This window comes from Frigoribacterium sp. 9N (genome assembly GCF_902506305.1).
Taxonomy (GTDB): Bacteria; Actinomycetota; Actinomycetes; order Actinomycetales; family Microbacteriaceae; genus Frigoribacterium.
On sequence record NZ_LR733397.1, the window covers coordinates 1 to 12,670 of the forward strand.

At 71.2% G+C, this 12,670-nt stretch carries 16 protein-coding genes; 8 read left to right on the plus strand and 8 right to left on the minus strand.

Translation table 11 applies throughout. The annotated features are described in order from the left end of the window. Positions 1 to 333: 333 nt before the first annotated feature. Positions 334 to 903, plus strand: a complete 570-nt coding sequence (locus ARTHRO9V_RS15270; RefSeq protein WP_159828931.1) for a GNAT family N-acetyltransferase — start codon at positions 334 to 336, stop codon at positions 901 to 903. Here the strand turns inward: ARTHRO9V_RS15270 and ARTHRO9V_RS15275 are convergent. Further along, positions 900 to 1,496 carry a hypothetical protein gene (locus ARTHRO9V_RS15275; RefSeq protein WP_159828934.1) on the minus strand — a complete coding sequence of 199 codons (597 nt, stop codon included), beginning with the start codon at positions 1,494 to 1,496 and terminating at the stop codon, positions 900 to 902. The two genes, ARTHRO9V_RS15270 and ARTHRO9V_RS15275, sit on opposite strands and share 4 nt — an antisense overlap. A gap of 76 nt (positions 1,497 to 1,572) precedes the next feature. On the opposite strand from ARTHRO9V_RS15275, the gene ARTHRO9V_RS15280 reads away from it, so the two are divergent. Next, entirely contained in the window at positions 1,573 to 2,175 is a 603-nt protein-coding gene (locus tag ARTHRO9V_RS15280) for a hypothetical protein (protein WP_159828937.1), read from the plus strand. A 124-nt stretch (positions 2,176 to 2,299) separates the two neighbouring features. Here the strand turns inward: ARTHRO9V_RS15280 and ARTHRO9V_RS15285 are convergent, their stop codons facing one another. Next, positions 2,300 to 3,655, minus strand: a complete 1,356-nt coding sequence (locus ARTHRO9V_RS15285) for a hypothetical protein (RefSeq protein WP_159828940.1) — start codon at positions 3,653 to 3,655, stop codon at positions 2,300 to 2,302. Positions 3,656 to 3,864: 209 nt separating this feature from the next. Between ARTHRO9V_RS15285 and ARTHRO9V_RS15290 the strand changes: the two genes are divergently transcribed. Then, positions 3,865 to 4,974, plus strand: coding sequence for a hypothetical protein (locus tag ARTHRO9V_RS15290; RefSeq protein WP_159828943.1), 1,110 nt, complete (start codon positions 3,865 to 3,867; stop codon positions 4,972 to 4,974). Between the two features lie 222 nt (positions 4,975 to 5,196). Here the strand turns inward: ARTHRO9V_RS15290 and ARTHRO9V_RS15295 are convergent, their stop codons facing one another. The 4 genes from ARTHRO9V_RS15295 to ARTHRO9V_RS15310 all read right to left on the minus strand — a co-directional run bounded on the left by ARTHRO9V_RS15295 (position 5,197) and on the right by ARTHRO9V_RS15310 (position 7,268). Further along, complete coding sequence (locus ARTHRO9V_RS15295; RefSeq protein WP_159828946.1) at positions 5,197 to 5,910, minus strand: GAF and ANTAR domain-containing protein; 714 nt, start codon at positions 5,908 to 5,910, stop codon at positions 5,197 to 5,199. After that, positions 5,903 to 6,619, minus strand: a complete 717-nt coding sequence (locus tag ARTHRO9V_RS15300; protein WP_159828949.1) for a GAF and ANTAR domain-containing protein — start codon at positions 6,617 to 6,619, stop codon at positions 5,903 to 5,905. The genes ARTHRO9V_RS15295 and ARTHRO9V_RS15300 overlap by 8 nt, the downstream gene beginning before the upstream one ends. 95 nt (positions 6,620 to 6,714) lie before the next feature. After that, positions 6,715 to 7,065, minus strand: a complete 351-nt coding sequence (locus ARTHRO9V_RS15305) for a hypothetical protein (RefSeq protein WP_159828952.1) — start codon at positions 7,063 to 7,065, stop codon at positions 6,715 to 6,717. Further along, a complete protein-coding gene (locus tag ARTHRO9V_RS15310; RefSeq protein WP_159828955.1) occupies positions 7,062 to 7,268 on the minus strand; it encodes a hypothetical protein in 207 nt (68 codons plus the stop codon). Before ARTHRO9V_RS15310 ends, ARTHRO9V_RS15305 begins: the two co-directional genes overlap by 4 nt. A 250-nt stretch (positions 7,269 to 7,518) precedes the next feature. On the opposite strand from ARTHRO9V_RS15310, the gene ARTHRO9V_RS15315 reads away from it, so the two are divergent. Both ARTHRO9V_RS15315 and ARTHRO9V_RS15320 read left to right on the plus strand, forming a co-directional pair. Continuing rightward, the gene (locus ARTHRO9V_RS15315) at positions 7,519 to 7,836 is read left to right on the plus strand and encodes an ATP-dependent DNA ligase (RefSeq protein ID WP_159828958.1); all 318 of its coding nucleotides are present in this window, start codon (positions 7,519 to 7,521) and stop codon (positions 7,834 to 7,836) included. Continuing rightward, positions 7,836 to 8,072, plus strand: coding sequence for a hypothetical protein (locus ARTHRO9V_RS15320; RefSeq protein WP_159828961.1), 237 nt, complete (start codon positions 7,836 to 7,838; stop codon positions 8,070 to 8,072). The genes ARTHRO9V_RS15315 and ARTHRO9V_RS15320 overlap by 1 nt, the downstream gene beginning before the upstream one ends. Here ARTHRO9V_RS15320 and ARTHRO9V_RS15325 read toward each other — a convergent pair. Beyond that, positions 8,051 to 8,320 (minus strand): hypothetical protein, encoded by a 270-nt coding sequence (locus ARTHRO9V_RS15325; RefSeq protein ID WP_056047060.1) that lies wholly within the window; start codon positions 8,318 to 8,320, stop codon positions 8,051 to 8,053. The genes ARTHRO9V_RS15320 and ARTHRO9V_RS15325 overlap by 22 nt on opposite strands. A gap of 322 nt (positions 8,321 to 8,642) precedes the next feature. Continuing rightward, positions 8,643 to 9,581 carry a LysR family transcriptional regulator gene (locus ARTHRO9V_RS15330; protein WP_056047057.1) on the minus strand — a complete coding sequence of 313 codons (939 nt, stop codon included), beginning with the start codon at positions 9,579 to 9,581 and terminating at the stop codon, positions 8,643 to 8,645. Between the two features lie 98 nt (positions 9,582 to 9,679). Between ARTHRO9V_RS15330 and solA the strand changes: the two genes are divergently transcribed. The 3 genes from solA to ARTHRO9V_RS15345 form a co-directional block, all read left to right on the plus strand. Next, positions 9,680 to 10,972 carry an N-methyl-L-tryptophan oxidase gene (solA, locus tag ARTHRO9V_RS15335; protein WP_159828963.1) on the plus strand — a complete coding sequence of 431 codons (1,293 nt, stop codon included), beginning with the start codon at positions 9,680 to 9,682 and terminating at the stop codon, positions 10,970 to 10,972. A gap of 82 nt (positions 10,973 to 11,054) precedes the next feature. After that, on the plus strand, positions 11,055 to 11,885 hold the full coding sequence (locus ARTHRO9V_RS15340; RefSeq protein ID WP_159828966.1) for an ABC transporter substrate-binding protein: 831 nt from the start codon (positions 11,055 to 11,057) through the stop codon (positions 11,883 to 11,885). A gap of 70 nt (positions 11,886 to 11,955) precedes the next feature. After that, positions 11,956 to 12,670: amino acid ABC transporter permease (locus tag ARTHRO9V_RS15345; RefSeq protein ID WP_159828969.1), on the plus strand; the 715-nt coding region annotated here is incomplete at its 3' end.

Consider the following 12,670-nt stretch of genomic DNA (forward strand, 5'->3'; position numbering starts at 1 on the left):
GGCCGCGGCCGCGGCCGAGGTGCGGGCGGGGGCGGACGCGAGTCGCGCCTCCTGGGCGGCGTCCCAGACGACGCCGTCGACGTCGTCCTCGCGCAGGCGGGTGGGGGTGCTGTGGGTGCTCATGGGTGTCTCCTCGGGCGGGCCCGTCGGGTCGGACGCGTCAGACGATGGTGCGGCACGGTGGGGTCGTGCCGCGGCCCCCAGTTCGTGGGCTGTGATCGATCACCGTAGCGGATGCGCGCGGGGCGTCGTGACCGGTGTCCGCGGCCGGCGCCGCGCCTCCTCGTCCACGGTCCCTAGGATCGTGCGCATGAGCACGCCAGGTGAGGACCGATGATCCACGACGTCGCGCTGATGGGGCACGGCGTGCGGCTCGATCCGCTCGCCGTCGAGGACGCGGCCGCGCTCTGGCCGTTGACCGACGACGGGCTGTGGGCGGGCATGGTGACGCCGCGTCCGGCGAGCGTCGCGGCCTACGCCGAGCACGTGGAGGCGCAACTCGCGAACCCGACGACCCTCGCGTTCACGGTGCGCGGCGAGGACGACGGCCAGGTGCGGGGCACGACGACCCTCTACGACCTCGTGCCGCCGCAGGGGCGGGTCGAGATCGGCAGCACCTGGTACGGCCGCCCCTTCTGGGGAGGACGGACGAACCCCGCCACCAAGCTGCTGCTGCTCACGCACGCGTTCGACGCCCTCGGCCTGAACCGGGTCGCGCTGCGCTGCGACGCCCGCAACCTGCGGAGCGCGGCAGCGATCCGTCGACTGGGCGCCGTGCCCGAGGGGGTGTTGCGTTCGCACCGCGTCGCCGCCGACGGCACACTGGGCGACACGGCCTACTTCTCGATCGTCCGCGCCGAGTGGCCCGACGTGCGGGCCGGCCTGGAGGCGCGGCTCGCCTAGTCGCGGGTCGCCGGCGCGGCGACCTCCAACGCCTCGAAGAGCTCGTCGGCGACCAGGTGGGACTCGTTCGACATGAGGGTGATCGGGGCGCCGCCCTCGGCGTCGACCATCACCCAGCGGCCGCCACGGCGCCGACGGCGTTCGTCCACCGGAGTGACACGGACGTCGTGCAGCGCGGCGACGGGCCACTCCTCGGCCGTCACCCCTCGGAGGCGCGAGACCGGGTCGGGCACGTAGCGCAACCGCGTCGTGGACAGGGCGAAGCGACCGGGGTAGGCCGCGCCTCCGGTGGGCAGGACGCGCTCGGCGAAGGTACCCCAGAGGAGGCGCTCGCCGGGGTCCACGGAGAGGCGTCGCCAGGACGAGAGGGCGAGGGTGCGCAGGGCGAGCACCACGACGGCGGCGGCGAAGAGGACGGTGCCGACGAGCATGACGAACCACGAGCCGTCCCGGCCCTCGGACTGCGCCCGCCAGGCGAGCTGGGCGACGAGCAGCAGGGTCAGGAGCGCGTACACGCTCACCATCCAGGCCTGAGCGCCCCGCAGCTTCTGCTCGGAACGGTGGCGAGGCGGGTCGGGTACGGCCTTGTCCATGAGGGATTGTCTACACCAGGGGAGTGGTGGGGTCCTCGCCGACGCCTCGCGGGGCACGGCCCGGTACGGTGACGGCATGTCCGACGAGACCTGGATCGTGTTCGACGACGAGCCGAAGCAGCGGGTGCTGGTGCGGGCGATGCGGGTCTTCCTGCCGGCGAGCGTGATCCTCGGGACGGCCGGTGCCTTCTTCTCTCGAGGGGGCGAGTCGCTGGTCGATCTGTTCGGCCCGATCGCCGTGCCGATCTCGTTCGTGTTCTGGGCGACCGCCGCCGCGGTCGGGTGGAACGTCGTGCTGTGGCTCAACACCCCCTTCGCGATCGACCTCGAGGGGCGTCGACTGCGCATCCGCCATCGCGTCGTGCCGTTCGACCAGATCGAACGGGCCGAGCTCGTGGGGCTGAGCGACGGCGACCAGGCCGGTCTGCTGCTGAAGATCGGCCGACGTCGGGGGCCGACGGCGTCCGTGCTGCTCAGGGAGCGGTCGACGCCCGCGCTCGACGACGCCCGACGCGACCTGCTGATCGAGGTGATCCGCGCCTCCTCGATCGCCCGCCCGGTGAGCCCGCACGACCCCACCGGGAAGTTCGGGCGGTTCAACTTCCCGGGGACGCTGGACAAGGCCGGAGCCGAGCAGGTCGTCCGCGACCCGCCGGCCCCGGGTGAGCCCGCGCCCTGACGGGTGACCGCCGCCGCGCCGCGCTGCGCCCCGCCGCACGCCGCCACGATGTACACAGCCCGCCACGAGATCTCGTGGCGGGCTGTGCACATCGTGGCGGCCTGAGGGGCCCGCCGGGTTCGACTCAGCGGCGACGCAGGCGCAGGCGGCCGACGACGAGCGCACCGGCCCCGGCGAGGACGGCACCGAGGGCCCAGGTCAGCGCGCCCGACGGCTCCGACCCCGTGTAGGCGAGCGACGTCGCGCGGGTCGGCGTCACGGCGGCGACGCGACGTGCCGGCAGTGCGGTCGGGGCGACGGTGCCCGGGGTCGTGACGGCGGGCACGACGACGGCCGGGGCGACCGAGAAGACGACGGCCTCCGAGAAGTCGCTCTCCGTCGTGAAGTCGGCGTCGAAGGTGTAGGCGTCCGTCGCGAAGTCGCCGGCGGGCAGGACGAAGCGGGCCGCGAAGCGTCCGTCCGCGTCCACGGGCACCACGGCCGTCGCGGAGCCCGAGACCTCGTAGGGGACGGGGTCGACGTCGACCTGGATCTCGAAGGCGATCTCGTCGCCGGTGGGCTCGGCGTCGGACGTCGGGTCGGGCTCAGTCGTCGGGTCGGGCTCAGTCGTCGGGTCGGCGTCCGGCGATGGTGCATCGGTCGACGGGTCGGGCAGCTCGGTGACCAGATCGTCGGCGTCGTAGACCTCGACGAGGGCGTAGCCGCCGGGGATGCCGTTCTGGCCGTTCACGGTGACGACACCGGCCGTCGCGCCGACCGGTGCGAAGAGCGCGGGGGCCGGGACGGAGGCCGTCACCGGCACGTCGGACGAGGTCGAGAGGCCGCTGCCGTCCGTGACCGTGACCGTGACGACGCCCCCGACGGCGAAGGTCGCCGGCAGCTCCACCCAGAACACCGTCGATCCGTCCTCGTCGAAGACGGGGGAGTCGTCGAACGAGACGTAGTCGGCATCGGCGGGCACGCCGTCGCCCGACACCGTGACGTCCACGACGTCACCGGGTGTGAAGCCCTGGGCGACGACCGGGAAGGCCTGGCCCGGGTGCGCGGCGGTGACGGGGATGAGGACGAAGAGGTCGTCGACGACCACGTCGGCCGCGGCTTCTGCCGGAGCGACCTCCTGGGTCGAGGCCGGGGTCTCGACCGGGGCGTCGGCCTCCGGTGAGGCCGCGTGGGTCGTTCCCTCCGACGATCCGCTGGTGTCGGTGGCGCCGCTCGCGGGCGTCGCGGGGGCGACGGCCGGGGCGTCGGGTCCGGCCTGCTCGGGCACCGCCGGTGCGGCCTCGCCCGGGACGGTCACGGCGGTGGCGCTCGTCGAGTCGGCCGACGTCGAGTCGGTCGGCGTCGAGGTGCCGGTCGGGGCGTCGGTCGACACGGGGTCGCCCTCGGCGGCGAAGGCCGTGGCGGGCGTGAGGACGAGGGCCGCGGCCAAGGCGACGGCGGGCAGGGCGGTGGCGGCGCCGAGGCGGCGTGATGTGGACATGGTTCCCCCGGGACGAGTGGTGCCGCGCGTCGGGTGAGCACGGTCGGTCGACTGTAGACAGCACGGTCGGGCCGGTCGACGGGCGGAGTCGGCTGCGGGCCTCGTCGTGACGAGACCGTGATGCCGTTGTCCCCCGTCCCGCGGCGATCGGGTACGACCGTTGCGCGATCGAGACGGCCCGCGCCTCCTCTGCTCGGTAGCGTCGGGGCATGGGGACGACGACGAAACGGGTCGGGGCGGCGTTCGCGTCGATGTTCGCGACGACGATGCTGTTGGTGGCGTGCACGAGTGGCGGTGCGGGCGGTGACGACTCGGAGCCGTCGACGCCGGTGGCCTCCGGGCCGACGGCGACGGCGACGGCGACACCGGTCGCCGACTCGCCGGTCACCGAACTCGGGGTGGACTGCGCAGGTCTGTTGTCCGCCGAGACCGCCGGTGCCTTCGACGCGTCATGGACTCCGCGGGACTACTACGACCGCGACTCCGTCAGGCCCTCGGACTACGCGATCGCCCAAGAAGGTGGGCTCTCGTGCACGTGGAACGACGGAGGGTCGTCGGACGGCAAGAACAACCCGACCGGGGGCGGCGGCTACAGCGGCCTGCTCGTGCAGGTTCTCCCGCACGCCGGTGACACGTGGCCGCGGTTCGTCGAGATCTACGGCGACGACCCCGACGGCCGGTGCTTCGGCGACGAGACCTTCCGGGGCTGCACCTTCGACCAGCTGGTCGGCGACAGCTGGGTGTCGATCATCGCGACGGAGTTCGCGCCGTCCGTCGAGGCCACGTCCGAGCAGCGCTTCGCACCGGTCGTCGCCGAGGTGACCGAGGTCGTCTCGTCGGCCGACGTGGTGGACGACCCCTGGCCGCTCGGCGGGCCGGCCCGGCCCTGGTCCTGCGTGGCCGACGCCGCGCTCGAGCGCGAGGCCCTCGGCGCGGGTGACGACCTGTTCGTGTTGACCCCGGGCGGTGGCTGGTCGGTCTACGCCGCGGCCTGGAGTCGGGCGGTCGCCACGTCGTGCTCGATCCTCGACGACACGACGCCCTACAGCAGCGAGAGCGTCCTGGCCGGAGGCGCCTGGGCCCTCGAGCAGCGCATCGAGTTCGGTCTGCTCGACCCCGACACGGCCGTGAGCGTGCCCGGGCTCGCGGACGGTGACCGGGCGTACCGGTCCTGCTCGGCGACGGAGTGCGTCACCGACCTCGTGCTGGGTGACGACTGGGCCCGGCTCACGGTCGACCGCGCCACGGTGCCCGACACGGAGGCCGCCAGCGAGCGGCTCGTCGAGGGCTACGTCGCGCGGGCGGCGGCCGCGGTCTGATGGTGAGTGCCCTCCGTCGAAACGGGTGATCGTTGGAGGGCACTCACGGGCCGATGGTCTTCGGGAACCGATCGGCCACCCCTCGCGAGCCGGGTTCAGGCCGGCCCGCGACGGGCTCGGTGAACAGACTCGCAGTCACGTCGCCCCCTGAGAAGGGGCTGGACAAAGTTGGTCGTCATCGCTTAGGCAGGTCCGGCGGCCATGGCCGGTTCGCGTTGGAGGTCAGAGTTCGAGGCGGCGCTCGACGACGTCCCGGGCGACGTCGGCCAGGCGGGCGTTGTGGTCACGAGCATGGCGCCGGAGGACGTCGAAGGCGGCGTCGGTGCTGACGCGTCGGGTCTCGGACACGACGCCCTTGGCCTGCTCGATGACGACGCGCGTGCCGAGGGCGGTCTGCAACTGTCGCTGCACGACGTCGCCCTCGCGCACCGTGCGCTCGTGCAGGATGCCGATCGTGGCGACGTCCGCCAGCGCCTGGGCGGCGCGGATGTCACGGGGGTTCAGGTCGCCGGTCTCTCGACGCAGGAGTTTGAGCGTGCCGATCGTCTCGGCCCTGAGTCGGAGGGGGATCGCGAACACCGAGGCGAAGCCGTGCTCGGACGCGGCCCGGGCGAACGGCAGCCACCGGTCGGGCACGGTGCCGAGGTCGGGCACGCTGACGGAGGCGCCGGTGACGTAGCAGTCGAGGCAGGGGCCCTCTTCGGAGTCCAGTTGCATGACCTCGATCAGGTACGACGCCTCGCTGGTCGAGGCCACGACGTCGAGCGCCCCGTCGGCCTCGGCCAGCAGGATGCCCGCGGCGCTCACGTCGAACAGGTCGACCGTGGTGTCGACCAGGGTCTGCAGCAGTTCGACGACGTCGTAGTCGGCGACGAGGGTGTCGGCCAGGGTGGTGAAGACGTCGACGAGATGGGTCTCCCGGTCGGTGTTACTCATTGCGGTGTTCCTCGATTCCGTGTTCTGAGGCCGAGAACGTCAACCGCCCACGGAGGATGTCGGTGGCCACGTCGATCACGCGGGCCCCGGTCGAGAACGCGTAGCCCTGCAAGAGGAGGTGCGCATCGTCGGCCGACACCCGGGCCTGGACGAGGATGCGTCCGGTGGCCTGGTGCACGATGCGGCGCGAGTGCGCCCCGACGGGCTCGACTTCGAGGTTGTTGTCGCGTCGCTCCCGTTCGAGCGTGTGGCGCAGGACGGCGCGACTGACGGCTCGGGCCAGGATCTGGGCCCGCATCACGGCCTCGCCCGGCATCTCGTCCGGCCGGTCGCTGTACAGGTCGATGGCACCCAGCTGCAGGGGGCCCACCCGGACGGGGAACACGAACATCGCCTGGACGTCGAGGTCGACGATCGCGGGGCCGAACGTGGGCCAGACGGCACTGGACGACGCACGCGCGTCGGACACCAGCACCGGGCTGCCGGTGCGCATGGCGTCCCAGCACGGGCCGTCGCCGAGGTCGAACTGCAGCTCGTCGAGCCGCAGGGCGGTGTCGTCCGTCGCCGTCAGGGTCTCGCTGCCGAGGACGGGGCCCACGGTGGCGATCGAGACCCCGGAGACGGGGAAGAGGTCGAGGAAGGGCCGTGACAACGAATCACCGATCGGCGCACGACTCATCGCCTCGACCGCGTCGTCGAATGTCGTCATGGTCACCGCCCGGTTCGCTGGATGAGTCTCGTCGAGCTCAGGGAATCTCGGGTCGTCGCGGGCGGACAGGGCGGAGGCGCGTCGATCCGTCTCGATCAACTCTGGGTGAGGTCGGGTTCGGAGTACGTGCTGTCGGCGTGCGTCTCCGGGTCGAGAGGGTTGGCCGACGGTGCGTGCCGCAACGCGTCGATGCGTCGCTTCATGTAGGCGAGCGCGTCGGCGTTGTCGGGCTCGGGCAACTCGGTGTGGGCGCTCTCGGCCATGAGCGGTGCACCCCCGCCGAGCAACAGGGTGGCTCGCACCTCGTCACCGTCCGAGCTGATGGCCTCGAGCTCGACGTCGTCCGCGTCGTGGTGGTGGGCCAAGGCCGCGGCGTACTCGAGCACCGCGACGGCGGTCTCGTCGCCGAGCAGGAACGACTTGTCGGCGAAGGTCATGTGCTTCACCAGGTGCCTCCTCTCGACGACATGCCTTCGTGGGAGGGGCGGGGCAGGAAGAAATCCTCGTAGGCGGGCAGCCGGTACGCACTGCTGCTCCGGTCGATGCCGGTCAGGCCGACGCTCACTCGATGCGCTCGAGCGTTGCCGGGCTTGGGGTACGTGTGGATCACCGCGGGTCGAGCGAACGGATTGGTTTCGTAGGTGCTCATGACCGACCTTTCCTCTCGGGGTGACCGATCTCCGCTGGCCCGGGGATCGGTCTCCAATCTATGAAGACCCCCCGTTCTGGTGAAGAGGGTTGACCTGACGTCAGTTGTGTGAGAGAGGATTGTCGGGGCAGAAGGGTCGGTGTCGGGGGACAGATGTCGTGTAGCGTCTGGTCGCATCGGTCGTCCAACGACCCGTGCGTCGAGCGGCCGTCTGGGCCCCCGGTCGCTCCGATCTCGCAGAAGGCCAGACATGGGAAAACTCGCTTACGACCGCTCATTGACCATCGATTTCGACGACCGTACCCTCGCCCATCTCCAGATCGTCATCGGCATGAAGATGCGTCGCGGTGAGTCGTTCTACTTCTCGTGGAAAGACGACCAGCAGGTCGGAGACGGCCGCACGAGCATCTGGCTGCACCCGACCATCCCGCTGGTGTACAAGTACTATGGCTCGCGCAGCCCGGTCATCAACCCTGCATGGATCCACGCTCTCGAGGTCAGTGCCAACACGAACGCGGGTCTGCAGATCGTGCCCGAGCCCTCCGTGCCCACCATTAAGGCCACCTGATGAACCGCATCGACATCGTCTACGACGGCCATGCGTACACCCTGTCGAACACGTCGTTCGAGGACCTCAAGGCCCGCGTCCTGGCGACCGCGACCAGCGGTGAGTCGTTCTGGCTGACCGTCAACGAGGGGGCCGGCACCTTGAAGGCCGTCGAGGTGTTGATCACTGCGTCGTCGCAGCTCAGCCTGGCCGAGATCCGACGAGAGCCGGACGACTACGCCGACTCGGCGGCGTAGTAGTCGAAGTCGGGGAGCTCCGCGACGGACGCTGCCGACGGCTCGTCGACACGGTCGACCGTCTCGAACCAGATCTCGGTCCGACCGGTGACCAGGACGGACACGTGGCTGCCCGACGCGGTCTCGACGTCGACGAATTCCGGCGCTCCGCCGGATGCGGCGACGATCCGACCCTTCAGGGCGTCGACGTCGCTCTCGGGCGACAGGCGGATCGCTTGTTGACGTGTGTACAGCGTCGTCACGGGCATGGGATGGACCTCTGATCTTTCGGTAGCGGTTGTCCGCCCGGTCTCGTCGTGTCCGAGGTCTGGAGACACGATGGTCGGCCGGGACGCGCACTGGTCGTCACACTAGGCCGCAGGCCTGTGAGGGGCCGCGACCCCTAGGGCAGGTCGCGGCCCCGCGACGCGACGTTCGTCGCACCGTTCTCCGCCGACACGCCCGTGTGACGAGACCGTGCCGCCCGTGAAGCACTGGCAGGAGATGCTCCATCCTCTCCGGTCCGGGGAGGATGCGCACCGGGCTTGACACGGGACGCGACGTGCCCCGAGTCGTGCTCGCGTCGTCGGCTCAACCGCCGATCAACTCGAGGGTGATGCGCCCGGCCCGCAGGTCGCGGTCGCGCATGACGGTGAGCTCGGTCCGGATCTGCGCCGTGAAGGCCGTCGTCATGGGGTTCGGCCGGCCGGAGAGCCAGAGCATCGAGAGGGCCGTCCGCGCCCAGTCCTCGGCGATCGTGACGAAGCGGACGCCGGGGATCGGGATGTACGACGAGAGGTAGGGCATGAGCGAGACGCCGAGGCCGCAGGCGACCGTGCTCAGCATCGAGAGGTCGTTGACCGCGTGGATGGGGATGCGGGGGTTGAACCCGGCGCGGACGCACGACATGACGATGCGGTCGTAGGCCTGGGGTGCGTCCTCGCGGTTGAACATGATGAAGTCGTCCTCGGCCAGTTCGCCGAGCGGCACCGAGGTCTCGCCTGCCAGGCGGTGGGTGTCGGGCAGGGCCACGACCAGCGGCTCGAGAGCCAGCTGCTCGACCTCGAACCGGTCGTCGATCGACCGGACGCGCGTGAACCCCAGGTCGACCGACCCCCGCACGAGGTCGGACAGGATCGCCTGCTCCTCGCTCTCCTCGACGAGCACCCGGGCACCCGGGTGCGACGCGGAGAACGCCCGCACCACGGTCGGCAGCAGGCCGGCGAGCACCGAGCTGATGCTGCCCACCCGCAGCGGTTGGACGTCGGCCACGACCGAGTCGAGCAGCGACTCGGTCTGCTCGATCTGGTGCAGGATGCGCTTGCCTTCGCGCTTCAGCAGTTCGCCCGCGGGGGTCAGTCGGGGGGCCGTCCGCGCCTGCCGCTCGAACAACCGCGTGCCGAGCTTCGCCTCGAGTCGTGAGATGGCCTGGCTGAGCGGCGGCTGGCTCATCTGCAACCGCGCGGCGGCCTTCGTGAACGACAGGTCGTCGGCGACCGCCATGAAGTAGGTGAGTTCTCGGATCTCCATGACGGGCCTCTCGTCGGTCGCGCCTCATATGCAGCGCGTATCAGATCATCCCTTTTTGGTATTTGAGGGCGCAAGTGCCGACGCAATAGACAGGGGCCATGAACGACGCCACCACCGCCTCCTCGGTACCAGGACCCACCGACCCGTCCCTCGACGCCGACGTCATCGTCGTCGGGCTCGGCGCCTGGGGGGCACAGGCGCTCTGGCGCCTCGCCGAGCGGGGACGGCGCGTGATCGGCGTCGAGCGCTTCGGCATCGGCCACCCGATGGGCTCGACCCACGGCGCGACCCGGCTGTTCCGCATCGCCTGCATGGAGCACCCGGGGCTCGCCCCGATCGCGACCCGCGCCCGCGACCTCTGGTACGACCTCGGCGAGCGCACCGGTCAGACCCTCCTGCGTCAGACCGGCGGCGTCATGGTCGGCCCCCGCGACGGCCACGTCGTCGCCGGCACCCTGCGTGCCGTCCACGAGGCCGGGCTCGAGGCGACGGTCTTCGAGCACGACGAACTCGTCGCGCGGTTCCCGCAGTACGCCGGCTTCGGCCCCGACGACATCGGCGTGTGGGACCCCGCCGCCGGCATCAGCTACCCCGAGAAGGGCGTGCGGGCCGCCGTCGAGGTGGCCCGGTCGCTCGGCGCGACCGTGCTGACCGACACCCGGGTGACGGCGATCGACCCCGTCGACGGGGGAGTCGAGGTCACGGCCGGGGGACGCGTGCTGCGGGCCGCTCGCGTGGTCGTGACGCTCGGTGCCTGGACCCCGCAGTTCGTCGACCATCCCCTCGTCGCCCGCCGCACCCCGCTCTTCTGGTTCGAGGGCACGACCCCCGAGGCGACGGCACCGGGCGGCGACTTCGACCTCGCGGCCTTCCCGGTGTTCATCCGCCAGCTGCCCGACGGCACCACCCTCTGGGGCCACGGCGCCGACCGGGGCGACGGTGACGGCTACGCCGTCAAGATCGGCCTCGAGGACTCGGGCGGTGCCTTCGAGGACGCCGAGGCCGACACCGTGGACCGGTACATCCACCCCGCGGCGGACTACGGCATGCTCTCGGCAGCCGTGGCCCGGGCCTTCCCGGGGCTCGACCCGACCCCCGCCAAGGCGATCGCCTGCATGGTGACGAACTCGCCCGACCGGCAGTTCGTCATCGGCCACCCCGGCGGCGACCCCCGCGTCGTGGTCGCCGGCGGCGACAGCGGCCACGGCTTCAAGCACGCCCCCGCGATCGGGGAGCTGCTCGCGCAGCTGGCCGTCGACGAGGAACCGTTCACCGACATCGACTTCATGAGCCCCGACCGCGGCTACGACGGCACGTCCTGGCTCGACGAGGACGACCACACGGCTGCGGCCGCCACCGACACGGTCGACCGCCTGGCCGTGCCGTCCTGATCGACCCGACCCGCGCCTCCCGAACCCACCCCGCACTCCCCTTGCACCGCACCGCCTCGCACCGCCCTGACAGGAGAGAACCATGACCAGACGAACGACCACCCGCCTCACGGCCGCCCTCGCCGCGGTCGCCGCCCTCGGCCTCGCCCTGACCGCCTGCTCGTCGGGCGGCTCCGAAGCCGGCGCCTCGAACGAGCTGGGCACCGTCTCGGCCGGCACGTTGCGGATCGGCACGACCGGCGACACCAAGCCGTACGCGTACACCGAGGACGGCGAGCTGCAGGGCTTCGACGTCGAGATGGCGAAGGAGGTCGCGAAGCGCCTCGGGCTGAAGACCGAGTTCGTCACGCAGGAGTTCTCGGCCCTGCTGCCCGCCGTCGCCAACGGGCAACTCGACATGGCGGCCGCGTCCATCAGCGACACCGAAGAACGCGAGAAGACGGTCGACTTCAGCGACCACTACTTCATCGGGTACATCTCGGTCCTGGCCGCCGACGGCTCGGGCATCACCGACGACGAGTCCTCGCTCGACGGCAAGCGCCTCGGCATCGTCCAGGGCACGATCCAGGACAGCTACGCGCAGGAGAACTTCACCGGTGCCGAGCTCGTGCGCTTCCCCGACAACAACAGCGCCGTCGCCGCGCTGGGCTCGGGCACGATCGACGCGCACTTCCTCGACTTCCCCGTGGCCGAGGAGTACGCGGCGGCGTCGAACGGCTCGCAGACCATCGCGATCAACGTCGCCGTGCCGGAGTTCCCGGTGGGCTTCCCGATCGCGAAGGGCAACGACGCACTGAAGACGGCCGTGGACGGTGCTGTCGCCGACATCGTCGCCGACGGCACCTGGCTCGAGATCGACCAGGAGTTCTTCCCGGACCAGCCCGTGCCCGACGAGTTCCAGCCGAGCGAGTGAGCAGGGGGCGACCGTGAACTTCTCCGACGCGCTGGCCAACATCGGCCGCAGCTTCTTCGACGGCGAGGCGATGCTGCGCACGCTGCCCGACATGCTCGCCTACGGGGTGTGGAACACGCTGCTGCTGGCCCTCTGCGCCACGGCGATCGGCATCGTGGTCGGGCTGCTGCTCGCGGTGATGGGCACGAGCCGCCATCGCCTGCCGCGCGTGCTCAGCCGCATCTACACCGACGTGTTCCGCGGCCTCCCGGCCATCCTCACGATCCTGCTGATCGGCACGGGCCTGTCCCCGCTGTTCAACCTGTTCACGCGGGGGAACCCGTACCCGCTGGGCATCCTCGCCCTCAGCCTGATCGCCAGCGCCTACATCGGCGAGATCTTCCGGGCCGGCATCCTCGCCGTCGACCGTGGTCAGCTCGAGGCGTCCCGGGCGCTCGGCATGAGCCACGGCGACTCGATGCGGCTCGTCGTGATCCCGCAGGGCATCCGCCAGGTGCTCCCGTCGCTGGTGAACCAGTTCATCGCGATCGTCAAGGACTCGTCGCTCGTGTACTTCCTCGGCCTGATCACGTCGCAGCGCGAGCTGTTCCGCATCGGGCAGGACGCGGCCATCACCAACGGCAACCTCTCGCCGCTCGTGCTGGCGGGCGTGTTCTACCTGATCATCACGGTGCCGTTGACGCACCTGGTCAACGTCATCGACCGCCGGCTCCGCGAGGGACGCTCGTTCGGGCGGCGCCCGTCGGGCACGGTCCCCCCGGCCTCCCCACCGACGTCGGCGGGAG